Genomic DNA, 24766 nt, shown 5'->3' with positions numbered 1-24766 from the left:
GCGCATTGCTGCTTTTTGTGGTGAATCACTTTTTCTTCTTGCCATAATAAAAACCTCCAAACTGAGTAATGTTATCTTACATCAGTTTGAAGGTTTACACAAACTTTGGGACACTCCCGGAGCCAATGTAACGGTGAAAAATTCTACGGTATCCCGTGAATCCTCTGATAGCACCGGCGGCGATCACCACAAGCCGGGATACCTCCGGTGGCATTCATGTAGCCGGTGGCAGCACACTTCACGCATGGAATGTAACCGCAGAAACCAGCGGTCAGTCCTCTGCGGCAATTCGGAGCGATCGTGGAGGCGGCACAATGGTAGTGGATGGTGGAACATATACTTCTAACGGTAAGGCAGCAATGCCTCCAGAAATTCGGCGACAGGTGGAAGCGGTATTGGACTTTCTGTTGCAAAGGCAGTGGCAGAGGTGCATCATGGCAAACTGACAGCAGAGAGTAAGGATGGCAAAAGCCTTACGATCATGTTGACGGTAGGATCCGCTGTATAGGGGATTGTTTTTTTGAGAAATGGGAGTATAATAGGAGCCGAAAAAGGAAATACGGATATCGTAGAAAGATATCTTCAATAATAAAAAGAAAAGAGTGATAATATGTCTGCTACACTGAAAAGAATTCCAAGGGAAACAGAGGTTGAGGAAGTGTTTGGTAAAATACTTCAGTCACCGGAGGCTTGTGGACGGTTGGAAGAAATCTTTTATGACCGTTTTTCGGAGGAGAATATATCTCCGGACACGAGATCACAGCATTTTGCAAAAGCTCTTTTTTCGGCATATGAAAATCAGGATATCAGTGCTCTTTTGTTGGAAATCTGCCAGCGGAGTATGTTCGACCTGCTTCGGGAGGCATATCTGATCCCGAAACGATTTCATGGTAAAGCGGGGGACAATCCGGTGTTGCTTACAGATGTGGACGGGAATAAGCTGGAAACAGGGAATCGCACGATTTCTTCTCATGAATGGAACAAATATCAGGAGATACTAAAAAATCATGTCTGTGCACCGAGATCAAAGATCTATCTTGCAGATGGATATGATATTGTGCGCCGTTATACGGATGATCTGGACATTAAAGAGGACTATGTAAATCCAAAGCGGGGAATTTTTATTCTGTATGCGCTTCCGGACACGGCAGCTCTTGGAATGAGTGAAGCACAGGCGTATGCGATCATATGGGATGCCTTTCAGCAGATTCAGAAATGCGCTCTTTCGGCAATGGTGTATTATGGTCAGGAAACTGGCTTGAAGAATGAACGCAAATTTGATGAGATCGGTGTGCTTCTTCCAATCAGCCAGTTTGAAAAAAAGATATTACATCATCTTACGGAAATTGACGGCATTGTGCTGGCAAGCAGAGAAGAGCTGATGAAAAAAGCAGGAAAAGATAGTCTGGAGCTATGATTGCAGAATCAGATCCTTCAGTTTTTTTGCCGCACTACTCAAAGGTCTTTGGAAGTCTGAAACCATACAAATGTGACGACACGGAATGGTTTCCTGTAACGGTATGGAAATCACCTCATGGCTTTGAATAGCAGGAATTGCCATAAATTCCGGAATAAAAGCAAGTCCCAGCTCAGATTTTACAAGGGGCAGGATCTGATCTGTTGTTGCGGCTTCTGTGTCCGGTTCTAATTCCAAACCATGAGTAAGAAAAATTTGATGATAAAATTCATAGGTCATGGTTTCTTTTCCAAGACAGATCAGAGGATAATTTTGCAATTCTGATAAAGAAAGAATTTGGCTGCTTAGAGCAGTAAAGGTTTTTCCACCAATCAGAACCTCCCGGAAGGATTGGAGTTTTACCTCCTTCAAGGGAGGTTTTGCCGTTGTAGGAGTAGTAACGACTGCGAAATCGATTTCTCCGTTTTTGACCGCATCAACTGCCTGAGGAGTAGAATGATTGTAAATTTTAAGACGGATACCGGGGTATGTCATATGAAAAATTTTCAGCCGCTCCAACAGGTAAATGCTGAGTGCGGTTTCGCTGGCGCCGATGGAAATGCTGCCGTGCTCCAGACCGGTGCTTTCGGTAAGTTCTTCCTCTGCCCGTTGTAATTGTGCCATGGCAGCAGATACTCTTGCGTAAAGACGTTCACCCTCCGGTGTGAGCCGGACACCGCGGTTTGTCCGGATAAAGAGGGTACAGTGGATTTCGTTTTCCAGACAATTCATGGCACGGGTAATATTTGGCTGGCTGTTTCCAAGAACCCTTGCGGCTTTCGTGAGGCTGCCGTATTTGGCCACATAATAAAATATCTTATAGTATTCAAAATTTATATTCATAAAAAGCCTCATTTCTGAGCGTTTATCGCACGTATTTCTTGCTGATATATCAAAATGTTATATCAGTCATATCAATAATAGCTTTTACATATTTCCACAGGGTCAGTATAATAAATCTTGAAGAAAAAAACAAGATGTTTTGAGACTTGTAAAGTCCATAAACACAGAGGAGGAAGAATTATGCTGACAGCTGTAACAGGAATAAACTGGGGCGATGAGGGAAAAGGCAGAGTGATCGATCTGCTTGCCGGACCGGCAGATGTGGTTGTGCGTTATCAGGGAGGAAATAATGCCGGGCACACCGTAGTGACAGAGCAGGGAAAATTTATTTTGAATCTGATTCCCTCCGGTATTTTACATTCAGGTGTGACCTGTGTTCTGGGAGATGGAATGGTCGTTGATCTGGAGCATCTGGAGAATGAGATTCAAAAGCTGTGGGAAAAGGATGTGGCAGTATCACCGAAAAATCTGAAAATTTCCACCAGAGCCACAATTTCTATGCCATGGCACCGGATACAGGATGAATTGGAGGAGGATCGTCTGGCCAGAAGCAGAGCGGCATTTGGTTCCACCAGAAGGGGGATTGCCTATGCTTATAGTGATAAATACCGCAAAAAAACATTGCGTATGGGAGATCTGCTCCGGTTAGACGAAGAGAATATGAAGGCACGTCTGAAAATGATGCTGGATGCCAAAAATATGGAGCTTGCAGGCTGCTATCACCAGGAACCCATGTCGTTTCCGGCGCTTTATAAATGGTGTGAGGAGCAGGCAGAAAAATTCAAGGCTTATATTTGCGACACCGGGGAATTTCTGGATGAATCATTGAAGAAAGGCAAAAAAGTCATTCTGGAGGCACAGCTTGGAGCGATGAGAGATATTGATTATGGAATCTTTCCGTATACTTCCAGTTCATCTACAATCGCTGCATATGCTCCGATCGGGGCAGGGATTCCGGCACACGTTCCCGATCACATCGTCGGCGTGCTGAAAGCATATTCTACATGTGTAGGAGCAGGGCCTTTTGTGGCTGAAACGGCAATGCCGCAATCCTGGCTGGATATGCTGAGAAGGCTGGGAGGAGAATATGGTGCAGCCACAGGAAGACCACGGCGGGTAGGCCCTGTGGATATACCGGCCAGCTGTTACGGCTTAAAGTGTCAGAATGCAGATAAAATTGCGCTTACAAAGCTGGATGTGCTGAGTGCGTTTACCGAAATTCCGGTAATTACCGGATATCGATACGGAGATCAGGTGACTGGCAGATTTGATCCGGGCTGTGATCTGGAAAAATATGAACCGGTAGTGGAAACCGTACCGGGGTGGCAGCAGAGTATTTCCAAGTGCCGAACCTGGGAAGAGCTTCCCGACAATGCAAAGGCATATATTGCATTGCTGGAGAAGCTGCTGGATCACGAAATCCAATTTATTTCCGTAGGAGCTAAGAGAGACGAATATCTCCTGAAGGGATCGTGGATCTGATTCAGGTGCAGTAACGGAATGACTTATCCGTGATAATGCGGGCGAATATCAAACCAAGAGGCAGGGCCATAATGATCAGCATTGCAGATGCAAACCAGGAAGCTGAGGTGGTCAGAGACATAATGCCCAGATTATAAACTGCCTTGTAAAGATACAGACCGGGAACCATGATCACGATGGCGGGAACTGTGATGGAGATTCGTGGATAGCCAAGTTTATTTTTGAGCAGAGATGCTAAAATACCGGCAGTCAATGCCCCGATGAAAGCAGCGGCAGCAGGCGGGATTGTCACGAAATCTACCAGTTCCAGACGAAGTGTATTTGCAATGGCGCCAATAAAAGCAGCGGCGGCAGCAATGGACCGGGGGCTGTTAAACATAATAGAGAAACCGAATACACCACCAAAGCTTGTGATCAGCCGGAATAATAAAAGTGTTCCGGCTGATAACTTTAATGGCGGAAAGTCCATTGGCTTTAAATGGAACAGCAATGCCATGATCCAGGCGGTAATGGTTGCCACCACAATGATCACGATGGCATATGCCAGACGTTCCAGACCGGAACGCATATCCAGCTTGGCGAGATCAATACCACTGGTGATAAATGGAAAGCCCGGAATAATAAACAGCATTGAACAGATATATCCTGCTTCATGCTGCAGCGACACGGAGAAAAAGGTTTCGGCTAGCTTGAGAGCCCCAACATAAATCAGGCAGGCGGCAGCAACGGAGGACACAATGCACAGAAATAATGTAAAATGATGCTTTGTCAATTTACACCGCAGAAAATTACCGATACCGGCACCGAGAAAAGCGAGGATCATTTCATTCAGATCGCCTCCCAGCAGAAATGTAAAGCATCCACATGCCAGAGCAGCAGCGAATCCCAAAGCCACAGGAGAATAAAGTCCGTGGAGCTGTTCGATCTCGTCCAATTGGGCATGAAGTTGTTCTCCGGATAAAGTATCACATTTTTTGGAAAATTCCTGAACAAAATGCTCCAGCCGATTCAGTTTGGAGGTATTTACACCGGTGTTGGTCAGGCAGAGAGATTGGGAAAAGCAATGATCGCCGTCAAAACAGGTGTAATCAATAGACATAAGTCCGATATTGGCGGTGCATGTGATATTCAGCTGTTCTGCTAATGAATTCATAGAGCTACGAACTCTCCAGGCTCCTGTTCCGCAGGATAAAAGCATAAGACCGGTTCGTCCGATAATGGAAGCCTTTTCGGTGAGGCTTGCGCTGCGGATGTTAATATTTTCCATCTGGCTGGCATAATCATGCCAGTATATTTCCATATGATTCTGAGGTAATGTGTTCGTCTGCATTTTATCACTTCCTTGACAGCAAGTTTCTTATTTATATTAATAAATAGATTGATTTGTATTCAGTATAAAACGAACCGGAGAAAAGTCAAGTCGGGAAGTCCACATACAAAATAAATTGCCGGAAAATTTAAATAGCGATGTTTGGTGTTTTCATCTGTTGTGTAATGGTAGTGTGAAAAGGATTGACATATGAGTTATTCATGGTAAAATAACAGTAACAATTACTATTATTTAATTGAAAGGAGAATGAGATGGCTGCAATACGTTATAGTAAACAGCGGGAGGCGATTCGGATGTATCTGCTCTCGACAAAATCTCATCCTACAGCGGAGGCTGTGTATAATAATATCAAAAATGAGCATCCTCGTATTAGTTTGGGAACCGTTTACCGCAATCTGAATCTGCTGGTGGAGCAGGGTGAGGCGTTGCGTCTGGACTGTGGTGACGGGGTCGATCATTTTGATGGTGATACAAGACCCCACTATCATTTCGCATGTCGTGGGTGCGGCTGTGTGATGGATCTGGAGATGGATCCTATAGATCATATTGATCAGATCGCAGGGGCTGGCTTTGATGGAGAGATCCAGGGACATAGGGTGTTGTTTTATGGGCTATGTCCGGATTGCAGGAAGTAAATTGAATGAATTTGATCAAAAAGATGAGTTTTTTGAAAAAATGTGTTGACAATAAGAGAAAGATTTGTTATATTCTTATCAGAAACAGTAATCATTACTGTTAAGGAGACAAGGCAAACAAATGTTATAAAATTTATAAAAGAAAAGGAGATTACGATTATGGCAAAGTATGTATGTTCTGTATGTGGTTATGTTCATGAAGGAGATCAGCCACCGGAGAAGTGTCCACAGTGTGGAGTTGGCGCAGAGAAGTTCATCCGACAGGGAGATGACAAGACTTGGGCTGCTGAGCACGTTGTAGGTGTTGCACAGGGTGCACCGGAGGATATTATGGCAGATCTTCGTGCAAACTTTAACGGAGAGTGCTCCGAGGTTGGTATGTATCTGGCAATGGCTCGTGTGGCTCATCGCGAGGGATATCCGGAGATCGGACTTTACTGGGAGAAGGCAGCATATGAGGAGGCCGAGCATGCAGCGAAGTTCGCAGAGCTTCTTGGCGAGGTTGTTACAGACAGCACGAAGAAGAACCTGGAAATGCGTGTAGAGGCTGAGCACGGTGCGACAGCAGGTAAGTTTGATCTTGCAAAGAGAGCAAAGGCACTGGATCTGGATGCGATCCATGATACGGTTCACGAGATGGCTAGGGACGAGGCAAGACACGGTAAGGCATTCGAGGGTCTTCTGAAGAGATATTTTGGTTAAAAAATGCACAAAAAATAAAAATGGATCGGCAAAAGATTGTCTAAAATGAAATTGGACAGATCAAAAATAAGGTACTATAATAAACTTATGGTGCATAAAACGAAAAACCGATTCGATTTGGACTTCTACTACACTAAGAAACCTGTGTGGTGGAAGTCTTTTTGCTTTGCAGGGTCGTGTCATTTCCGATAAAGCAAAATATTTCGCAAGGAAGCAATCGGATTAAGCTTTGCTTTACGCATGTGAAGATCAGCAAAAAGAAGGAGGAATCATTATGATGACATTAAACGCTGAGAAAAGAGACATGAGTGTAAAGGCGAAAAAGCTGCGGAGAGAGGGATATGTCCCAGGCAGTTTATGTGGAAAAGATCTGAAGGAGCCGGTAGCTTTGAAGATTTCCGAATTTGAGGCAGAGCGTTTCATGAGAAAGAACATGAAGGGCAGCAGAACGGTACTGCAGGTTGGAGATCAGAAGTACAACGCAATTGTAAAGGATGTGGATTACAATCCATTGTTGAAGCGGATCATGTTTATTGATTTCCAGCTGCTGGTTGCCGGAGAGAAAATTTCTACGACAGCACAGGTTGTACTGCTGAATGAGGGGTTGGCCAAGGGGTCCGTTGACGAGGAGATTTCCGAGATTCACTATAAAGCAGATCCGGCAGATATCGTGGAAAAGGTTTATATTGACTTTGAGAAGCTGGGAGATAAGAAATGCGTCAAGGTAAAGGATATCAAGGAATTGATGAATGACAAGATCGAGCTGATCACTTCAGAGGATGCAACGATCGTAGACATTACGGAAGGCTCCCAGTATGTGGAGGAAGATGAGACTGCTGAGGGAGAAGCTGAGGCAGTTGCTGCATCATAGTTGAGATATGAATTTATGCTAAGATAAAAGGGAAGCTTTTTCGAACCTTTTGTTAAATTGATGTGTGATTGCGATACATTTCATGGATAAATACAATTAAAAAGGAACTATTACATCAATGGACAATAAATGATCTGTTTGTGTAATAGTTCCTTTTTTGCTGAACTCCGATTTCTTTTGTTGCTGTGGATTATGGCAGATTCAAAATCTGTGTGGCAAGCTTCTCACGAAAACGGATGTCATGTTCTACGATCAGCATCGTGGGATCTGTTGTGTTACAAAAAAGACAATCCTGTTGACATAACAGATTGTTTGGTATAACTTATGTTTGTTGATAAAAATTATCATTAGACAATGCGAACTGTGGGTGGTGGAGGAAAGACAAAAATTCATCGAAGAATTGTATCACATTAGATAAAGAGGGCATATGTTATGACATTAAAGGAACTGGAGATTGGAAAGAGTGCCGTGATCCGGACGGTAGGAGGACAAGGGGCATTGCGCCAGCATTTTCTGGATATGGGAATGATTCCGGGGGCAGAAGTGACCGTAGTGAAGCTGGCACCGATGGGAGATCCTATGGAGCTGCAGGTTCACGGATATGAGTTGACACTCCGGCTGGCAGAAGCGGATCAGATCGAGATCGCGCCGATCGATCAGAGAACCAGGAACCATGCCGGCAGGGAACGGTTGCAGGCAACGGAACATCCGGGCCTTGGCGAGGAAGGAAAGTATCATTCGAAAAAGGATGAAAATCCACTGCCGGAGGGAACGTTGCTGACATATGCGTTGGTGGGCAATCAGAACTGCGGAAAGACGACGCTTTTTAACCAGTTGACGGGATCGAATCAGCATGTAGGAAATTTTCCCGGTGTGACGGTGGATCGGAAGGACGGTATTATTAAGGGACATGCAGATACGGATATTACGGATCTGCCGGGTATTTATTCCATGTCTCCCTACAGCAGTGAGGAAATCGTATCCAGAAATTTTGTGTTGGAGGAGAGACCGCGGGCATTGATCAATATAGTAGATGCAACAAATATTGAGCGGAATCTCTATCTGACCATGCAGCTCCTGGAGATGGATATTCCTATGGTGGTTGCGCTGAATATGATGGATGAGGTGACAGGCAATCAGGGGGCGGTGGATGTCAATGGAATGGAAGCACTGCTCGGAGTGCCGGTGATTCCAATCTCAGCAGCCAGAAACGAGGGTGTGGACGAGCTGGTTCGCCATGCACTTCATATTGCAAAATATCAGGAGAAACCACTTCGTCAGGATTTTTGTGATAAAAATGATCACGACGGTGCAGTGCACCGGTGTATTCATGCGGTTATTCATCTGATCGAGGATCATGCAGAGCATGCTGAGATTCCGGTGCGTTTTGCTGCGACGAAGGCGATCGAAGGCGATCCGTTGATCCTGGAAAAGCTGGCATTGGATCAGAACGAAACGGAAATGTTAGAGCATATTGTACAGCAGATGGAAGCGGAACGGGGACTGGATCGCAGTGCGGCGATTGCAGATATGCGGTTTGATTTTATTGAACGTTTGTGTGAGCAGACTGTCGTGAAGCCGAAGGAGAGCCGGGAACGGATCCGCAGCGAGCGTATTGATCGTGTATTGACGGGGAAATATACAGCAATTCCGTGCTTTATTGGAATTATGGTACTTGTTTTTTATCTCACGTTTAATGTGATCGGTGCCTGGCTGCAAAAGATTTTGCAGATGGGGATTGATGCTGTGTCCGATATGGTGGACACAGGACTTACTGCACTTCAGGTGAATGAAGCAATACACAGCCTGATCATTGATGGTATTTTTACCGGTGTGGGAAGTGTGCTGAGTTTTCTGCCGATTATTGTAACGCTGTTTTTCTTTCTGTCGCTGATGGAGGACAGCGGCTATATTGCCCGCGTAGCATTTGTGATGGATAAACTGCTGCGCAAGATTGGTCTGTCCGGCCGCAGTATTGTACCGATGCTGATTGGTTTTGGGTGTACTGTGCCGGCTGTGATGGCAACCCGCACGCTGACCAGTGAACGGGACCGCAAGATGACGATATTATTAACACCGTTTATGAGCTGTACGGCAAAACTGCCGATTTATTCTTTTTTTGTCAGCGTATTTTTTCCGGGACATGGGGCACTTATCATGGCGGGACTTTATCTATTTGGCATTGTTATGGGGATTCTTGTTGCATTTTTATACAGGAGTACCCTTTTTCAGGGAGAGCCGGTGCCGTTTGTTATGGAGCTGCCAAACTACCGTCTGCCGGGGGCAAAGAATGTGGCACAGCTTCTGTGGGAGAAGGCAAAGGATTTCTTGCAGAAGGCGTTTTCGGTTATTCTGATCGCAACGATTGTTGTATGGTTCCTGCAAAGCTTTAATCTGCGTCTGAACATGGTAGAAGATTCGGCAGACAGTATTCTTGCGGTTGTCTCCTCTCTGCTGGTGCCGTTGTTTGCACCGCTTGGTCTTGGGGACTGGAGAATCTGTACGGCACTTCTAAGCGGCTTTATGGCAAAGGAAAGCGTGGTATCTACGTTGGGAATTCTGTTTGGCGGCAGCATTGGTTCCGTACTGTCTCCGGTGTCTGCTGTTTCCCTGCTGATATTCAGCCTGCTCTATACGCCTTGCGTGGCAGCAGTTGCCTCTATTAAAAGAGAGCTTGGTGGAAAATGGGCCGTGGGTGTTGTGCTATGGCAATGTGCAGTAGCATGGATTGCGGCATTTCTGGTGAGATTGGTGTGTATGGGCGTGATGGGATGATATGCGCAGACACGATCGCCGTGAAATAGAGGGCATATTGCAAAATTAACGCCTAATACTGCAAAATTAGCATCTACCATGAGAAAGGATTGGAGTTATGTGTAAATATATGCTACAATATTCTCATCATATCAAAGGAGAGGAATGTATGGACGCACATCAGAAAAAGAAGATAGCACCGATTGTTATTACTGTATTGATCGTTCTGTATTATCTGCTTTATTTCTGCCTGGTCATCAGCCTTGTACCGGTAGTGCTCAAGGTGGTGCTGGCAGTAATCCCGGCGGCGTTAGGCGGAGCGATGATATATGTCTGCATGGAAAGAATCAAAGAAATCGATGGAGGAGAAGAAGATGATCTTAGTAAATACTGATTACATTACCGGAAAGGAACTGGAGATGCTGGGGCTGGTGAAGGGAAGCACAATTCAGTCCAAGAATGTTGGAAGAGATATTACACAGAGCCTGAAGACTCTGGTGGGCGGCGAGTTGAAGGCGTACAATGAAATGATGACGGAGGCGCGGGCACTTGCCACCAAGAGAATGGTGATGGAGGCGGAGAGCATGGGTGCAGATGCCGTTGTGAATGTGCGCTATGCGTCCTCGGCAGTAATGCAGGGAGCAGCAGAGGTGATCGCGTATGGCACGGCAGTAAAGTTTAAGTAGACAAGGGGAAAGTATCCGTGGCTGCTCCTATGCCCGCCTCTGTTTGCACCGCTGGGACTGAGAGACTGGAGAATCTGTACCGCTCTGCCCGGTGGCTTTATGGCAAAAAAGCAACAAAAAAGAGCTGCCTTTTTAAAAAAGCAACGTATATACGTTGCGAAAAGGAAAAGCAACAAAAAAGAGTTGCACAGTTTTGGATCATAAGATAAAGTATATGGTATGAGGTGAATTACATGAAATATGCAGCGATAATGTTTGATGTAGTAGAGTCCCGGAAATATTATGATCGATATGATGTACAAAATGTATTAATGGGATGCGTGGATTATCTAAATACTATATATGGACAAGGAATAAAGAAAAAGGTAGTATCTAGTGCAGGGGATGAATTTCAGGGGTTGTTTTTTGATTTACAAGCCGCATTTTTATATATTAAAAAATTACAGCTTTTAATATATCCTATTAAGATAAGGTGTGGTATAGGATATGGCAAAATAAAGTATGACGTGGAAGAATGGACGTCGTCTGCTTTTGATGGAGAAGCATATTATTTGGCCAGGGATGCGATCAATGCAGTTAAACGAAAAAAAAGTAATGTCATATGCTTTAATACAAATTCAAAATATGACAGATATTTAAATGAATTTTGTTTATCAACTCAGCAGATCAGGTTGAGACAACCGCAGATTGCAAATATAATTGAGATTATATCAGATATTATGCTGCCCCTTAAGGATAGCTGGGAGGATATTTCGTTTTATAGCTGGTTATTGGACAATAGATACAAATTGTTAGAACAAGAATATTGGAGCATGGGGTATAGAAGACAGGAGAGTCAGGAAATGCCTGTCATAAATTATGAAATGCTGTATGAAAATAGAAATTTATATAATGCAAAGAAAGATGACAAGCTGTCATTTTATATGGATGAATTTTGGGTTCGTGGTATGTCAACAGAAATTGCTCGAATTATGAATACTTCTCGGCAAAATATCGACAGATATATAATATCAGCAAGAATAAAGGAAAGGAGAACAAGGGATAAAGCGATATTTGATTTACTAGGGGAGGATATATGGAAAACTATTTGATTTTATTGATATTCCATTTGATTGGTGATTTTTACTTGCAGACAATAAAGGTCGCAAGATGTAAAAATGCAGCAAAGGGAGAATTGTGCGGAGAATGTCAGAAGTGTAAAAATAATATATGGTTTAATGGAGAATATTTACTAATGCATTCCGTGCTGTATATTGTGCCGTTTTTGGTGTTGTATTTTGTGGCGGGATGGAAATCTGCAACTGGTGCCATAGCAATATTATTGGCAACACATATATTGATAGATGCAACGGCTTGTTATTTTAACAAGAAAATGAAACAAACAGTTGTCTTTATTATTGATCAGATGCTGCATATGGGAGTTTTGTGCGTAATATTACGCATTTTTGGGTTCAACTGTGATGCCGGCCGTTATTATGAAGCGTTGAAAATTGTTTTTTTGTGTCTTGCGCTGATAATGCCATGCTCAATAATGATTAATAAATTGATTCAGGATATTTATCCTAATTCAAATGAGACGGGTATGTTTGATGTTGGTTCTATGATAGGAGTTATGGAACGGATCTTGACAGTTGTTTTTGCCTGTTTAGGAAATTTTTCTGCTATTGCGATAATAATTACGATAAAAACTTGGGCGAGAACAAACGATTTAAAGGAGACAGAGTTTAGAAATAAGTATCTGCTGGGAACATTAACAAGCTTGGTTTTGGCATTGCTGATTTTTATTATTTATAACGAGTTGTAGGAAAGCATTGCAGATGGAAGAGGGAAATTATGCGTCAGATAAAAATGATCCGGTTTTATATAGGAAGAATAATGAGAAATCTCGCAGTTTTTATACGCTGGGGGATTTTTTCTGCGTTTGTAGGACTTTTCGTGGGAGCCTTTAGTACGCTGTTTGCGTTCTGCCTGCGTCAGGTGACGTCATTCCGGACGGAGAATCCGTGGCTGATCCTGTGCCTGCCTCTGGCCGGTGTAGTGATCGTTTTTTTGTACGGTGTATTCCGGTACAAGAATGATAAGGGCACCAATATGGTACTTTCCTCCATTCATGCGGAAGCGGAAGTGCCCTTCCGCATGGCGCCGTTGATCTTTATTTCCACGATCATTACGCATTTGTTTGGTGGAAGTGCCGGACGTGAGGGCGCGGCGTTGCAGCTTGGCGGCAGTATTGGGCAGCAGCTTGGCAAGCTGTTCCGCTTTGATGAGAAGGATCAGCGTATTGTGGTTATGTGCGGTATGAGTGCAGCGTTTTCTGCTATTTTCGGAACTCCGATTGCCGCATCAATATTTTCTATGGAGGTAGTCAGTGTCGGTGTAATGTATTATGCTGCTCTGGTTCCATGTGTATTTTCTTCATTGGTGGCTTCGAAGTTTGCAAACCATATGGGGATTGGTCCTAATGTATTTAAAATACGACAGATGCCGCTTTTTGAGGTTGTTCCAAGCTTAAAGGTCATTGGACTGGCTCTTTGTTGTGCTGCGCTGAGCGTTGTGTTTTGTATGGCACTTCATTCTCTGGGAGATTTTTACCGGAATAAACTAAAGAATCCATACATAAGAATTATTGTGTCTTCTCTGGTGATCATTCTGCTGACGATCATTTTGCAGACCGATGATTATATGGGGGCCGGTGTGCCGGTGATCCAGCGGGCGATTCAGGGGAACGTGGAGCCGCTGGCGTTTGTATGGAAAATTGTTTTTACGGCGTTGACGCTGGAAGCGGGATTTAAAGGTGGCGAGATCGTGCCGTCATTTTTTGTGGGAGCTACCTTTGGATGCCTGTTCGGTCATATCGTGGGGATTTCTCCGTCGCTGTGTGCGGCAGTGGGTATGATGTCTGTTTTCTGTGGTGTGACCAACTGCCCGATCACGTCAATGTTGATCGCGTTTGAGCTGTTTGGATACCATGGTGTGCCGTTTTTCCTGCTGGGAATCAGTGTAAGTTATCTGATGTCGGGATATTACGGGCTTTATCATGATCAGACGATCGTGTATTCGAAGTATAAGACGGAATATATAAACAGAAAAGCCCGCAACTAGAGTAAAAAGTACTTCTATAACAGCAAAGTACGCTGTTAAGAAGTACTACGATTTTAGCCTGTTCTTTTATTCTCTGGATGTGATCGGCTCGGTGAGCTCATCTAAGTGGCCCTCGTAAATAAAACGCAGGAGATTGTTTGTCCGGCGCAGAGCCTTTGCCAGAAGTGGGGCCGGCAGTGTCAGATTTTCTGTGAAGTCTGCAAATTCATCGAGATCCACGACTTCAACGTGTTTGTCCGGGTAGATCAGAACGTCGATCAGAAGGTCGTGGAAAATGTATGTATTTTCCTCCGGGCGGTATTCTGTTTCGATAATATCACAATACCAGTACACAAGCTTGTCATTGGCATCAAAGACCTTGCTGATCTTGAAGCCGTCTTTCATATAATACACAGAAATACCGTGGTCAATATCTTTGCGCGGTTTCAGAATATTCCATTTTGTCACAAGAATATTGTCATCCCGGTAAAGGATCAGATCGTCCTTCAGTTCCACTGTTTCATCAGGCATATAACGCCTACGGTACAAATGAATCGTTTCCATGGTATTCTCCTTTGTGAATATGCGTTTCGTTCACGTCATTAAATTATTACAGAATATTATAACGGGCTTGTGAGGGATTGTAAATGATTTTTTATACAAATTGAAATGAGTGATCAGGAAGAAGTATCCTGTGGACTTTTTGTATAATTTATTATATAATAGACCCGTATATGTAGATTTTTTGTGCAATCTTTCGGGACTGCGAAAGAATTTGAAAATGGTGTTATAGTCATGAACAAAAAGGAAAAAAATATATTGAAGGCATTTGCGATGGTATCGCAGATCAGCATTACGATATTGGTGCCGATCTGTCTCAGCGGCTGGATCGGCTGGTGGCTGGACGGGCAGTTTCATACGCAGATATGGTTTGTGATTATGATCGTGCTGGGAATCGGAGCGGCCTTTCGCAATGTTTATTATCTGACAAAGTCCTTTTATTCAGAAGATATGAGGAAAGAGCATGAGCGGCTTCAGTATATAGAAGAGTTAAAAAAACAGGGGCAGGAGCGTGCCCGCGTGGAAAGCATGAAGGATATCTCCGATGCTGCAAAGGATAAAACGGAGAAGCATTAAGAGATATGGAGGATTCGTATGAGACAGGCAAAGCAGACCTTAAAGGAACTGATGGCAGGTCTGGCAGTATGGGGGATCCTGGTGCTGGTGATTCTGATGATCGTATCCCGGCACAGGCTGGCAGTGGCGTGTGGACTTTTGGTGGGACTGGCAGCAGCTGCGTGGCTTCTCTGGCATATGTACCACCATCTGGATATTGCGCTGGATATGGATGCGACTCATGCGGGGAGGCATATTCAGGCTTCTGCGATGAAAAGATTTCTGGTAATGGCGGTTGTTCTGGCGTTGGCCATGACACAGTACCGTTACATTCATCCGGTTGGAACAGTACTTGGGATGTTTGGAATGAAAATATCTGCCTTTATGCAGCCGAAGATTCACAGGCTTATGGCGTCGCACAAGGGTTCTTCGGTGAAGTCATAACAATGACAGATTGTGATGAGTATTCGCCGCTATGCGGTGGTTTACACATATAAATGATACGGCGAAGGGTGATAGTCCGTATCGACGGAAACAGTTGTTTCCGACAAAAAACTAAAAAAGGAAGGTGAGAATGTGGGAATCAGGGTCTTAGCCATTTCACAGGGGCTGGGCAATGCAATGCCTGTCTATGCTGACAGCAGCGCACAGGTGGATTTCTTTATCCACGGATATACAAAGCTGCGGTTTATGGGGCAGGATGTCTATCTGACGACAACGCATATATCTATGATCATCGTTATTCTGGCGATTCTGGTATTTGCGTTATTTGCAAACCGTGCTATCCGGAAAGCAGATCCAAATGAAGTACCGGGACCATTTTTGAATGCGATCGAGCTGATCGTAGAGATGCTGGACAAGATGGTGGCGGGTTCCATGGGCAGCAAAAATGCTTTGAAATTCCGCAACTATGTCAGTGCACTCTTTATATTCATTCTGGTCTGTAACCTGTCCGGGCTATTAGGACTTAGAGCACCAACCGCAGATTACGGAGTCACGTTTCCGCTGGCGCTGATCACATGGTTTATGATCCAGTTTAATGGATTTAAGTATCAGAAGTTCGGCAAGATCAAGGGATTGTTTGAACCAATCTTTTTGTTCTTCCCAATGAACCTGATCAGTGAGTTTTCAACGCCGATTTCAATGTCTCTCCGTCTCTTCGGTAATATCTTATCGGGAACGGTTATGATGGGACTGCTCTATGGTTTGCTGCCAAAGGTTCTGACACTGGTATGGCCGGCGGCACTTCATGCGTATCTGGATGTTTTTTCCGGATGTATTCAGACGTACGTGTTCTGTATGCTGACCATGTGCTTTGTTGCGGATGCGATCGGTGAAACAGAGTAATTCAAAAGGATTTTAAATTAAGGAGGATATTATAATGAATATTACAAACGAAGGTTTAGTTTTAATGGGTTCTGCAATTGGTGCAGGTCTTGCAGTTATCGCAGGTATCGGTCCTGGTGTAGGTCAGGGTATTGCAGCAGGTTATGGTGCTTCTGCAGTTGGACGTAATCCGGGTGCGAAGGGTGATATCATGTCTACCATGCTTCTTGGTCAGGCCGTTGCCGAGACAACAGGTCTTTATGGTCTCGTTATTGCGCTGATCCTGTTATTTGCCAATCCTTTATACAGCAAGCTGTAATTTCGCGATAAAAACTGTTGAAAGGAGGCAGAACACAGGTGAGTGTAATGAATGTAGCTTTAGCACAGAGTGGGCTTGGTGATTATATTTTCGGACTGGATCCGCAGTTGATCTTTGACAGTCTGATCACCATTCTGGCTATGTTTTTCCTTTTTCTGTTTTTGTCATATTTATTATTTAATCCGGCGCGTAATCTGATGCAGAAGCGTCAGGAAACGATCCGTCAGGAGATGGAGACAGCGGCAAAGGAAAAAGCAGACGCGATTCAGTTTAAAGAAGAGTATGATGAGAAACTGAAAAACGTTGATAAGGAATCAGAGGAGATCCTTTCTGAGACCAGAAAGAAAGCTCTGAAGAAGGAGACAGCTATTGTAGGTGAGGCGAAGGAGGAGGCAAACCGCATCCTGGAGCGTGCGAACCGCGAGGTAGAGCTGGAAAAGAATAAAGTCAAGGACGAAGTGAAACAGGAAATGATCTCTGTTGCAACGGCAATGGCCGGAAAGGTCATTGAGGTTTCTCTTGACGAGGGTAAACAGTCACAGTTGATCGAGGACACTTTAAAAGAGATGGGTGATGAGACATGGCTAAGTTAGTATCAAAAACCTATGGCGAGGCTCTTTTTGAGCTGGCTGTTGAGGAAAACAAGCTGGATGCCCTGATGGAGGAAGTGGAAGCGGTCATACAGGTGTTAGACGACAATGAAGATTTCGTGAAGCTGATGTGTCATCCGAAGATTTGTGTGGAGGAGAAATGTTCCGTACTGGAAACTGTTTTTCATGGCAGAGTGAGTGATGAGCTGACGGGATTTTTCCTGACCATCGAGGATAAGGGCAGATTTAAGGAAATCTATGATATTTTGTCCTATTTCGTTGATGAGTGCAGAGAATATAAAAAGATTGGCGTAGCACATGTGACATCGGCAGTGCCTTTGAAGGATGCGGAAAAGGACGCTGTGGAAAAGAGACTGCTTGAGACGACAAAGTATGAGTCGTTTGTGATGAAATATGAAGTTGATCCGGCGCTGATCGGTGGAATGAAGATCCAGATCGGCGACAGGGTAGTGGACAGCAGTATAAAAACAAAGCTGAATAATATGGCGAAATCCTTGTCGGAGATTCAGTTATCGAATGAAACAGGCAAATGCAAAGAATAAAAAGTCTTCTGTGTTTGCTGAAATAGCAAGTTGAATGGAGGAGTATCATGAATTTGAAACCGGAAGAGATCAGTTCCGTGATCAAGGAACAGATTAAACATTACAGTACCAAATTCGATGTATCTGATACTGGTACTGTCATTCAGGTGGCGGATGGCATTGCCCGTATTCATGGTCTGGAAAATGCCATGCAGGGCGAGCTCCTGGAATTTCCAAATGACGTATTTGGAATGGTACAGAACCTGGAGGAAGATAATGTCGGTGCAGTACTCTTAGGTGATCATAAAAACATCAATGAAGGTGATGTGGTTAAGACCACAGGCCGGGTGGTTGAGGTACCGGTAGGGGATGCCCTGCTGGGACGAGTTGTCAATGCACTGGGACAGCCAATTGATGGAAAAGGACCTATCGAAACCGAGAAATATCGTCAGATCGAGCGTGTGGCATCGGGCGTTATTTCCAGAAAGTCCGTAGACACACCGCTGCAGACAGGTATTAAGGCGATTGATTCCATGGTGCCGATCGGAAGAGGACAGCGTGAGCTGATCATCGGTGATCGTCAGACAGGAAAGACGGCCATTGCCATCGACACGATCATCAATCAGAAGGGTCAGGGAGTAAAATGTATTTATGTTGCCATTGGCCAGAAAGCATCTACCGTAGCTACCATCGTAAAGAAGCTGGATGAGTACGGTGCGATGGATTATACAACGATCGTTGCGGCAACAGCAAGTGAGCTGGCACCGTTACAGTATATCGCTCCGTATTCCGGATGTGCCATCGGTGAAGAGTGGATGGAGTCAGGAGAGGACGTGCTGATCATTTATGATGATCTGACCAAGCATGCAGCAGCATACCGTACCCTTTCCTTACTGCTCAAGCGTCCACCGGGACGTGAGGCATTCCCTGGAGATGTATTCTATCTGCATTCCCGTCTGCTGGAGCGTGCAGCCAGACTTTCTGACAAGCTGGGCGGCGGTTCCCTGACAGCTCTGCCGATCATTGAGACTCAGGCAGGCGATGTATCAGCATATATTCCGACCAACGTAATTTCTATTACAGATGGTCAGATTTATCTGGAAACAGAGATGTTTAACTCCGGATTCCGTCCGGCAGTAAACGCCGGACTGTCTGTATCCCGTGTTGGTGGCGCAGCGCAGATCAAGGCAATGAAGAAGATTGCCGGACCGATCCGTATCGAGCTGGCGCAGTTCCGTGAGCTGGCAGCATTCTCCCAGTTCAGTTCTGATCTGGACCCGGAGACAAAAGCACAGCTGGCACAGGGAGAGCGTATCCGCGAGATCCTGAAGCAGGATCAGTATAATCCGATGCCTGTAGAAAACGAGGTTATGATCATTTATGCAGCAACCAAGAAATATCTGATCGATATTGAGCTGGATCAGATCCTTGAGTTTGAGAAGGGACTCTTTGAGTATGTCGATACCAGGTATCCGGAAATTCCTGACGAGATCCGCACGAAGGGCGAGATGAGTAAGGAGATTGAGGAGAAGCTTGTAAAAGCCATCGAGGAGTTCAAGGCAGATTTTGTAAAATAAGCTGCTGTCGCAGATGTATCGTAGAAAGAAAATAGAATGGAGGAACAAATCATATGGCCTCTATGAGAGATATTAAACGGAGGAAGGAGAGCGTACAGAGTACGGAGCAGATCACTAAGGCAATGAAGCTGGTGTCTTCGGTTAAGCTGACCAAGGCAAAGCAGAATGCCGAGGAATCCAAGCCGTATTTTGATACGATGTATGAGACGGTAGCCGGAATGATCGCAAAGTCCGGACAGATGTCTCATCCTTTCCTGCAGAAAGGAACGTCGGACAAGAAGGCTGTGATCGTTGTGTCATCCAACCGTGGACTGGCAGGTGGTTACAATTCCAACATTGTCAAAATGATCTCCAAGGATGATCGTTTTACCCCGGACAATACAAAGATTTTTTCCGTGGGAACCAAGGGCCGTGACGCACTGGAGCATCTGGGATATGAGATCGTAAATGATTATTCGGAAGCCATGAATGGTCCTATGTATGATGATGCGATTGCTGTGGGAAAAGATGTCCTCAGCCAGTTTACCATGGGCAATATTGGTGAGATCTATCTGGTTTACACCATATTCAAAAACACTGTGGTACAGATTCCGACAATGGTAAAGCTTCTGCCGATCGATGCAGACGATATTACATCGGAGAGCGAGGAGGCGGCTGATCCGCTGGAGCGCATTACGCTGATGAATTATGAGCCGGCGGCAGAGGAGGCTTTGGACGCCATTGTGCCAAAGTATATCAACAGTCTGATCTTTGGCGGTCTGACCGAGGCGTATGCCAGCGAGAATGGAGCCCGCATGCAGGCGATGGATTCTGCAACGAGCAACGCGGAGGATATGATCAGTGATCTGTCCCTGCGTTATAACCGTGCCCGTCAGGCGTCTATTACACAGGAGCTGACAGAGATCATTGCCGGTGCTTCGGCGATTCAGTAATGATAAGAAATGAAAAAATGATTGAAACAGTACCTTGCTGAAGGATAGGCAAAGTACAGCAGAAATATAGTAAAAAGGAGTGAGATAAGAAAGATGGCAGATTTAAAGACAGGTAAGCTGACGCAGATTATTGGTGCCGTCCTTGATATCAAATTCCCAGAGGGTGGACTGCCTGAGATCAACGATGCAGTAAATGTCCCATTGGAAGATGGGAAAAAGCTGGTGGTTGAGGTGGCACAGCATCTGGGAGATGACACCGTGCGTTGTATCGCCATGGGTCCTACTGATGGATTAAAGCGTGGTATGACAGCGGAAGCTACCGGCGGTCCGATCAGTGTACCGGTTGGTGAGGCAACGCTGGGACGTATGTTTAACGTACTGGGTGAGCCGATCGATGAGAAGCCGGCACCAACGGACGTACAGTATGATCCAATTCATAGAAAAGCACCATCCTTTGAGGAGCAGTCTACAGCCACAGAGATTCTTGAGACAGGTATTAAGGTCGTTGATCTTCTGTGTCCATATCAGAAGGGTGGTAAGATCGGTCTCTTTGGAGGTGCCGGTGTAGGTAAGACCGTACTGATCCAGGAGCTGATCACAAATATCGCGCAGGAGCATGGTGGATATTCTGTGTTTACCGGTGTAGGAGAGCGTACCCGTGAGGGTAACGATCTTTATTATGAGATGATCGAGTCCGGTGTTATTGACAAGACCACCATGGTATTCGGTCAGATGAATGAGCCGCCTGGAGCGCGTATGCGTGTAGGTCTGACAGGACTTACTATGGCAGAGAATTTCCGTGACCGTTCCGGTAAGGATGTCCTCTTGTTCATTGATAATATTTTCCGTTTTACACAGGCTGGTTCTGAGGTGTCAGCACTTCTTGGACGTATGCCTAGTGCCGTAGGTTATCAGCCGACACTGCAGACCGAGATGGGTGCGCTGCAGGAGCGTATCACATCTACCAAAAAGGGATCTATCACTTCGGTACAGGCTGTATATGTGCCTGCCGATGACTTAACAGACCCTGCTCCGGCCAATACCTTTGCACATCTGGATGCAACAACTGTACTGGCGCGTTCCATCGCAGAGCTGGGTATTTATCCGGCAGTAGATCCGCTGGAGTCCACATCGCGTATCCTTGATCCGCATATCGTAGGAGAGGAGCATTACCGGGTAGCCAGAAGCGTACAGGAGCTTCTTCAGAGATATAAGGAGCTGCAGGATATTATCGCCATTCTTGGTATGGACGAGCTTTCCGAGGAGGATAAGCTGGTAGTAAACCGTGCAAGAAAGGTACAGAGATTCCTGTCACAGCCGTTCCATGTAGCAGAACAGTTTACAGGACTTCCCGGCAAATATGTACCGGTATCTGAGACAATCCGTGGTTTCCAGGAGATTCTGGATGGTAAGCATGATGCGATTCCGGAGAGCTATTTCCTGAATGCCGGCAGTATTGATGACGTCGTAGAGCGTGCAGCTTCGGCATCCAAATAAGGGGGGCTTAGATGGCTGAAAAAACATTTCATTTGCAGATCATCTCTCCGACCCGTGTGTTTTTTAATGAAGCTGTGGATATGGTAGAGATGAAGACCACAGAGGGCGAGATCGGTGTGCTGGCGGGGCATATTCCGCTGACGACGATCCTGGAGCCGGGTGTGCTGCGGATCAAGACGGACGGAAATGTCCGGGAGGCAGCGCTTCATGATGGTTTCGTGCAGATCCAGAAGGACAAGGTCACTGTGCTGGCGGAGTCATGCGAATGGCCGGATGAGATCGATGCCAACCGTGCCCGGAAAGCGAAGGAACGTGCAGAACGCAGGCTGACAAGCGGTTCCAAAGAGGTAGATATGGTCCGTGCAGAGCTTGCACTGAAGAAGGCATTGATCCGAATTGATCTTGCCGGAAAGCATTAAATAAAATCTTAAGAAATTTGTAAGAATTTAAGAGAGATACGAATAAAAAAGATTGAATAATTCGTGTAATTTTGATTCAATAATTCGTGCAACTGAAAAAATCACTGTAAATTTTATGAAATTTGCAGTGATTTTTTTTGCTTTTTTCTATGATAGGATTGATGTAGCGAAATGGACGAAAGGAGAAACGATATGGCAGAGACGATATTGCGGCTGCAGAATATCAGCAAATATTATTATTCCGATACATCTGTCACGCAGGCACTGCGTAAGATCAATCTGGAATTTTCCATGGGAGAGTTTGTGGCGATCACCGGAGAGAGTGGAGGAGGAAAATCCACTCTTTTGAACGTGATCAGTGGAATGCTTCCTTTTGATGAAGGAGAAATGTACTTCCGGGGAGAGCCGACCTTCCAATATGATGATCAGGATTGGGAGGAGTACCGGCGCAATAAGATCGGATTTGTGTTTCAGGATTACAGTCTGATCAATCACTATACGGCACTGGATAATATTCTTGCGGCATTGGTGATCCAGGGAAAGGACCCGGAAAGTTCGAAGGAAGAGGCAATGGCTTATCTGGAGCAGGTAGGTCTGACGGAGCAGGCGGCGCAGAGAGCATCACAGCTTTCCAGCGGACAGAAGCAGAGGCTTTCGATTGCCAGAGCGCTGGCAAAGAATACCGATATCATTGTGGCAGATGAGCCGACCGGCAATCTGGACAGTGAGACGGGAGAACAGATTGTGGAGATTCTGGAGCGGTTATCCCATGAGAAACTGGTGATCATGGTAACGCACAATTATGATCAGGCGGAACCGTATGTTACCAGAAGAATCCGGCTTCACGATGGAGAGGTGGTAACTGATGTTCCTGTGAATAAGCGGGATGAAAATGTGGATCAGGACCACCAGAATCCCTCCGAAGGTGAAATTAAAAGCAACTCAGGAGAAAAAACGAAAAAAAAGCATCTGGAGAATTTTTTTGCGTTAAAAAATATCAAAATGCAGAAGGCAAGAGCGGGACTGTTCTTTACCTTTTTTCTGATCACGGCAGTAGTGTCATTCCTGTTTATCGGGGAGTTGTTGGTGTATCGGGATGACAGAATCACAAAGGAGTATAACAGTGATGCTTATCTGCAGAAAAATGATACCCGTCTGGTAGTGCGTCATCCGGACAACAGTGTATTGACCGAGAAGGATCAGGCGGCAATCGCCGGTGTAAAATATGTAACCATGACAGATCTTTGCGATTATGCCAATGATATCAATTATTACATAGAAGAGGATAAGGATTACGAAAAGACTCACGGCAGTCAGGATAAGCAGATTACAAATGTGGATAACGATGGTATGACAGAGGAAGAAAAGAATCAGGGAATCCGCTTGTTGGACAAAACACATTTTATGAAATCCTCCACGGCGATCACCAAGTCGGATCTGGCATCAGGCCGCCTTCCGAAGGAACGAAATGAGATCGTGCTGTATACCACAGACAAAAAGAAGCTGAACAGTCAGATCCGGTGCTATTTTTCATCCGAAAATTTGTGGAAAGAGGGAGAAAGCTGCTTTCAGGATCTGAAGATCGTGGGGATATTAAAGGACAATACAAGACAGGTGTATTTTCATCCGGAGCTTTGCCAGATGTTGACATATGGTATGGATAAGTTCGTGGTGTGGGGAGAGTTTTGCTGGGACATGAGATATGAGAAATATTATGGGACCATGAAACCGGTGTATGTCGTTGTTGCCGATGATCTCAAAGACAATCAGGTGCGTGTTTCAGAGAACTATATCATACCATCCACCGGTTATGGACTTGTTCCGAGTGATCTGAAAATGGCATTTTCGGGGCAGCAGGGAGTTCTTCATATAGAAAAGGAAGAATCCGGTAACGATACGGCCGGTGCGCAGGCGGATGAGATCGATCAGAATATGAAAGCAGCCGGTCTGGAAACAGATTCGGAGGAAACATCCCAAAAAGCCAATCGTATCTCGATAGATATTGAATATGCCGAAGATTTCAGTCAGCAGGGAGGAGATTTTATCGAGGTCAGCCCGGAGATTTACCAGAAGCTGAGGGATTATTACAATATCGGAACCACACAGGCAAGTGTGTATATTGCAAATTACAGCAAAACCGATAAGGTGCTTCGGGAGCTGCAGGATATGGGTTATGATGCCATCAGCACATATCAGGTAAGTGCCACAAAATATGTACAGGAAAAGGTATATAAAAGACTGGAGGTTATTGGAATCTCCACTCTGATCCTGATCGCACTTGCAATCTTGCAGATCCTGATCATTCGCTCCATTTTGAAGATTAAGAAAAAGGATTACAGTGTATTGCGTTTTATAGGAATGAGGCGCAGGCAGATGGGCAGGATCACGTATCTGGAAATGGGAATTCACTGTATTGCAGCGGTGATCGTTACAGCGATCATTATGGTGATTCTGCAGCAGACAGGTGTATCCTTTATCCGCAATATGATGTTTTATTACGGAATCATAGGCTTTGTTCTGTTTATCGTATATAATGCGGTCCTGCTGTTTTTGACGGTATTCTTTTTTAATCGTACGTTGAGACAGGAATAAGTCGGTTCCGGTCATT

Annotated in this window: 27 protein-coding genes; 24 read left to right on the top strand and 3 right to left on the bottom strand. The window is 45.0% G+C overall.

Annotated features, from left to right (window positions below; genetic code table 11):
• The first annotated feature begins 155 nt into the window (after positions 1-155).
• The 3 genes from H8704_RS11070 to H8704_RS11060 all read left to right on the top strand — a co-directional run bounded on the left by H8704_RS11070 (position 156) and on the right by H8704_RS11060 (position 1417).
• The gene (locus tag H8704_RS11070) at positions 156-446 is read left to right on the top strand and encodes a hypothetical protein (RefSeq protein ID WP_249298301.1); all 291 of its coding nucleotides are present in this window, start codon (positions 156-158) and stop codon (positions 444-446) included.
• Positions 419-508 carry a hypothetical protein gene (locus tag H8704_RS14400; RefSeq protein WP_249298300.1) on the top strand — a complete coding sequence of 30 codons (90 nt, stop codon included), beginning with the start codon at positions 419-421 and terminating at the stop codon, positions 506-508. Before H8704_RS11070 ends, H8704_RS14400 begins: the two co-directional genes overlap by 28 nt.
• A gap of 102 nt (positions 509-610) precedes the next feature.
• The gene (locus H8704_RS11060) at positions 611-1417 is read left to right on the top strand and encodes a DUF4866 domain-containing protein (RefSeq protein WP_022464283.1); all 807 of its coding nucleotides are present in this window, start codon (positions 611-613) and stop codon (positions 1415-1417) included.
• On the opposite strand, the gene H8704_RS11055 is transcribed toward H8704_RS11060, so the two are convergent.
• Positions 1412-2299, bottom strand: a complete 888-nt coding sequence (locus H8704_RS11055) for a LysR family transcriptional regulator (RefSeq protein ID WP_249298299.1) — start codon at positions 2297-2299, stop codon at positions 1412-1414. The genes H8704_RS11060 and H8704_RS11055 overlap by 6 nt on opposite strands.
• Positions 2300-2479: 180 nt before the next feature.
• On the opposite strand from H8704_RS11055, the gene H8704_RS11050 reads away from it, so the two are divergent.
• A complete protein-coding gene (locus tag H8704_RS11050) occupies positions 2480-3781 on the top strand; it encodes an adenylosuccinate synthase (RefSeq protein WP_249298298.1) in 1302 nt (433 codons plus the stop codon).
• 1 nt (position 3782) lies between these two features.
• Here H8704_RS11050 and H8704_RS11045 read toward each other — a convergent pair whose 3' ends face one another.
• Positions 3783-5111 (bottom strand): threonine/serine exporter family protein, encoded by a 1329-nt coding sequence (locus tag H8704_RS11045; protein WP_249298297.1) that lies wholly within the window; start codon positions 5109-5111, stop codon positions 3783-3785.
• A 251-nt stretch (positions 5112-5362) separates the two neighbouring features.
• Here H8704_RS11045 and H8704_RS11040 point away from each other — a divergent pair, with 251 nt between their 5' ends.
• The 9 genes from H8704_RS11040 to H8704_RS11000 all read left to right on the top strand — a co-directional run bounded on the left by H8704_RS11040 (position 5363) and on the right by H8704_RS11000 (position 13861).
• Positions 5363-5746: a Fur family transcriptional regulator gene (locus tag H8704_RS11040; protein WP_022464287.1), complete on the top strand. Its 384-nt coding sequence runs from the start codon at positions 5363-5365 to the stop codon at positions 5744-5746.
• A gap of 159 nt (positions 5747-5905) precedes the next feature.
• Entirely contained in the window at positions 5906-6448 is a 543-nt protein-coding gene (locus H8704_RS11035; protein ID WP_022464288.1) for an NADH peroxidase, read from the top strand.
• A 274-nt stretch (positions 6449-6722) separates the two neighbouring features.
• The gene (locus H8704_RS11030) at positions 6723-7319 is read left to right on the top strand and encodes a 50S ribosomal protein L25 (protein ID WP_118677569.1); all 597 of its coding nucleotides are present in this window, start codon (positions 6723-6725) and stop codon (positions 7317-7319) included.
• Between the two features lie 432 nt (positions 7320-7751).
• Positions 7752-10094: a ferrous iron transport protein B gene (feoB, locus tag H8704_RS11025; RefSeq protein WP_249298296.1), complete on the top strand. Its 2343-nt coding sequence runs from the start codon at positions 7752-7754 to the stop codon at positions 10092-10094.
• A gap of 148 nt (positions 10095-10242) precedes the next feature.
• Entirely contained in the window at positions 10243-10467 is a 225-nt protein-coding gene (locus H8704_RS11020) for a hypothetical protein (protein WP_022305482.1), read from the top strand.
• Positions 10448-10759 (top strand): YbjQ family protein, encoded by a 312-nt coding sequence (locus tag H8704_RS11015; RefSeq protein ID WP_022464292.1) that lies wholly within the window; start codon positions 10448-10450, stop codon positions 10757-10759. Before H8704_RS11020 ends, H8704_RS11015 begins: the two co-directional genes overlap by 20 nt.
• Positions 10760-10992: 233 nt before the next feature.
• A complete protein-coding gene (locus H8704_RS11010; protein WP_249298295.1) occupies positions 10993-11850 on the top strand; it encodes a SatD family protein in 858 nt (285 codons plus the stop codon).
• Positions 11835-12563 (top strand): DUF3307 domain-containing protein, encoded by a 729-nt coding sequence (locus tag H8704_RS11005; RefSeq protein WP_249298294.1) that lies wholly within the window; start codon positions 11835-11837, stop codon positions 12561-12563. Before H8704_RS11010 ends, H8704_RS11005 begins: the two co-directional genes overlap by 16 nt.
• 29 nt (positions 12564-12592) lie before the next feature.
• Positions 12593-13861: a chloride channel protein gene (locus H8704_RS11000; protein ID WP_022464295.1), complete on the top strand. Its 1269-nt coding sequence runs from the start codon at positions 12593-12595 to the stop codon at positions 13859-13861.
• A 66-nt stretch (positions 13862-13927) separates the two neighbouring features.
• Here the strand turns inward: H8704_RS11000 and H8704_RS10995 are convergent, their stop codons facing one another.
• Positions 13928-14404: a DUF402 domain-containing protein gene (locus H8704_RS10995; RefSeq protein ID WP_022464296.1), complete on the bottom strand. Its 477-nt coding sequence runs from the start codon at positions 14402-14404 to the stop codon at positions 13928-13930.
• Positions 14405-14635: 231 nt separating this feature from the next.
• Here H8704_RS10995 and H8704_RS10990 point away from each other — a divergent pair, with 231 nt between their 5' ends.
• The 11 genes from H8704_RS10990 (at position 14636) to H8704_RS10940 (ending at position 24750) form a co-directional block, all read left to right on the top strand.
• Positions 14636-14977 (top strand): AtpZ/AtpI family protein, encoded by a 342-nt coding sequence (locus tag H8704_RS10990; RefSeq protein WP_249298293.1) that lies wholly within the window; start codon positions 14636-14638, stop codon positions 14975-14977.
• Between the two features lie 18 nt (positions 14978-14995).
• On the top strand, positions 14996-15400 hold the full coding sequence (locus tag H8704_RS10985) for an ATP synthase subunit I (RefSeq protein ID WP_118677561.1): 405 nt from the start codon (positions 14996-14998) through the stop codon (positions 15398-15400).
• Positions 15401-15532: 132 nt separating this feature from the next.
• Positions 15533-16303 carry a F0F1 ATP synthase subunit A gene (gene atpB, locus H8704_RS10980; protein WP_243101860.1) on the top strand — a complete coding sequence of 257 codons (771 nt, stop codon included), beginning with the start codon at positions 15533-15535 and terminating at the stop codon, positions 16301-16303.
• Positions 16304-16337: 34 nt separating this feature from the next.
• Positions 16338-16601 carry an ATP synthase F0 subunit C gene (atpE, locus tag H8704_RS10975; protein WP_022305474.1) on the top strand — a complete coding sequence of 88 codons (264 nt, stop codon included), beginning with the start codon at positions 16338-16340 and terminating at the stop codon, positions 16599-16601.
• 47 nt (positions 16602-16648) lie between these two features.
• Positions 16649-17194, top strand: coding sequence for a F0F1 ATP synthase subunit B (atpF, locus tag H8704_RS10970; RefSeq protein WP_118677605.1), 546 nt, complete (start codon positions 16649-16651; stop codon positions 17192-17194).
• A complete protein-coding gene (gene atpH / locus H8704_RS10965; RefSeq protein WP_022464301.1) occupies positions 17182-17754 on the top strand; it encodes an ATP synthase F1 subunit delta in 573 nt (190 codons plus the stop codon). Before atpF ends, atpH begins: the two co-directional genes overlap by 13 nt.
• A 47-nt stretch (positions 17755-17801) precedes the next feature.
• A complete protein-coding gene (atpA, locus tag H8704_RS10960) occupies positions 17802-19310 on the top strand; it encodes a F0F1 ATP synthase subunit alpha (protein WP_249298292.1) in 1509 nt (502 codons plus the stop codon).
• Positions 19311-19363: 53 nt separating this feature from the next.
• On the top strand, positions 19364-20242 hold the full coding sequence (gene atpG, locus H8704_RS10955; protein WP_022464303.1) for an ATP synthase F1 subunit gamma: 879 nt from the start codon (positions 19364-19366) through the stop codon (positions 20240-20242).
• A 93-nt stretch (positions 20243-20335) separates the two neighbouring features.
• On the top strand, positions 20336-21739 hold the full coding sequence (atpD, locus tag H8704_RS10950; RefSeq protein WP_022464304.1) for a F0F1 ATP synthase subunit beta: 1404 nt from the start codon (positions 20336-20338) through the stop codon (positions 21737-21739).
• A gap of 11 nt (positions 21740-21750) precedes the next feature.
• Complete coding sequence (locus tag H8704_RS10945; protein WP_118677553.1) at positions 21751-22158, top strand: F0F1 ATP synthase subunit epsilon; 408 nt, start codon at positions 21751-21753, stop codon at positions 22156-22158.
• Between the two features lie 192 nt (positions 22159-22350).
• Positions 22351-24750 carry an ABC transporter ATP-binding protein/permease gene (locus H8704_RS10940; protein ID WP_249298291.1) on the top strand — a complete coding sequence of 800 codons (2400 nt, stop codon included), beginning with the start codon at positions 22351-22353 and terminating at the stop codon, positions 24748-24750.
• Positions 24751-24766: the final 16 nt, after the last annotated feature.

Source organism: Jutongia huaianensis (assembly GCF_014384985.1).
Taxonomy (GTDB): Bacteria; Bacillota; Clostridia; order Lachnospirales; family Lachnospiraceae; genus Jutongia; species Jutongia huaianensis.
Note: the sequence above shows the minus strand (reverse complement) of the source record. Positions and strands in the feature narration are given on the sequence as shown.

What these genes read in the sequence shown, in the direction of transcription:
- H8704_RS10985 (WP_118677561.1), top strand. Translation starts at nt 14,996, where the DNA reads ATGAGACAGGCAAAGCAGACCTTAAAGGAACTGATGGCAGGTCTGGCA.
- H8704_RS11010 (WP_249298295.1), top strand. Translation starts at nt 10,993, where the DNA reads ATGAAATATGCAGCGATAATGTTTGATGTAGTAGAGTCCCGGAAATAT.
- H8704_RS11060 (WP_022464283.1), top strand. Translation starts at nt 611, where the DNA reads ATGTCTGCTACACTGAAAAGAATTCCAAGGGAAACAGAGGTTGAGGAA.
- H8704_RS11055 (WP_249298299.1), bottom strand. Translation starts at nt 2,299, where the DNA reads ATGAATATAAATTTTGAATACTATAAGATATTTTATTATGTGGCCAAA.
- atpE (WP_022305474.1), top strand. Translation starts at nt 16,338, where the DNA reads ATGAATATTACAAACGAAGGTTTAGTTTTAATGGGTTCTGCAATTGGT.
- H8704_RS10990 (WP_249298293.1), top strand. Translation starts at nt 14,636, where the DNA reads ATGAACAAAAAGGAAAAAAATATATTGAAGGCATTTGCGATGGTATCG.
- H8704_RS11000 (WP_022464295.1), top strand. Translation starts at nt 12,593, where the DNA reads ATGCGTCAGATAAAAATGATCCGGTTTTATATAGGAAGAATAATGAGA.
- H8704_RS11030 (WP_118677569.1), top strand. Translation starts at nt 6,723, where the DNA reads ATGATGACATTAAACGCTGAGAAAAGAGACATGAGTGTAAAGGCGAAA.
- H8704_RS11020 (WP_022305482.1), top strand. Translation starts at nt 10,243, where the DNA reads ATGGACGCACATCAGAAAAAGAAGATAGCACCGATTGTTATTACTGTA.
- H8704_RS11015 (WP_022464292.1), top strand. Translation starts at nt 10,448, where the DNA reads ATGATCTTAGTAAATACTGATTACATTACCGGAAAGGAACTGGAGATG.
- H8704_RS10995 (WP_022464296.1), bottom strand. Translation starts at nt 14,404, where the DNA reads ATGGAAACGATTCATTTGTACCGTAGGCGTTATATGCCTGATGAAACA.
- H8704_RS10940 (WP_249298291.1), top strand. Translation starts at nt 22,351, where the DNA reads ATGGCAGAGACGATATTGCGGCTGCAGAATATCAGCAAATATTATTAT.
- atpA (WP_249298292.1), top strand. Translation starts at nt 17,802, where the DNA reads ATGAATTTGAAACCGGAAGAGATCAGTTCCGTGATCAAGGAACAGATT.
- atpH (WP_022464301.1), top strand. Translation starts at nt 17,182, where the DNA reads ATGGCTAAGTTAGTATCAAAAACCTATGGCGAGGCTCTTTTTGAGCTG.
- atpF (WP_118677605.1), top strand. Translation starts at nt 16,649, where the DNA reads ATGAATGTAGCTTTAGCACAGAGTGGGCTTGGTGATTATATTTTCGGA.
- H8704_RS10945 (WP_118677553.1), top strand. Translation starts at nt 21,751, where the DNA reads ATGGCTGAAAAAACATTTCATTTGCAGATCATCTCTCCGACCCGTGTG.
- H8704_RS11040 (WP_022464287.1), top strand. Translation starts at nt 5,363, where the DNA reads ATGGCTGCAATACGTTATAGTAAACAGCGGGAGGCGATTCGGATGTAT.
- H8704_RS11035 (WP_022464288.1), top strand. Translation starts at nt 5,906, where the DNA reads ATGGCAAAGTATGTATGTTCTGTATGTGGTTATGTTCATGAAGGAGAT.
- atpG (WP_022464303.1), top strand. Translation starts at nt 19,364, where the DNA reads ATGGCCTCTATGAGAGATATTAAACGGAGGAAGGAGAGCGTACAGAGT.
- H8704_RS11005 (WP_249298294.1), top strand. Translation starts at nt 11,835, where the DNA reads ATGGAAAACTATTTGATTTTATTGATATTCCATTTGATTGGTGATTTT.
- atpD (WP_022464304.1), top strand. Translation starts at nt 20,336, where the DNA reads ATGGCAGATTTAAAGACAGGTAAGCTGACGCAGATTATTGGTGCCGTC.
- feoB (WP_249298296.1), top strand. Translation starts at nt 7,752, where the DNA reads ATGACATTAAAGGAACTGGAGATTGGAAAGAGTGCCGTGATCCGGACG.
- H8704_RS11045 (WP_249298297.1), bottom strand. Translation starts at nt 5,111, where the DNA reads ATGCAGACGAACACATTACCTCAGAATCATATGGAAATATACTGGCAT.
- H8704_RS11050 (WP_249298298.1), top strand. Translation starts at nt 2,480, where the DNA reads ATGCTGACAGCTGTAACAGGAATAAACTGGGGCGATGAGGGAAAAGGC.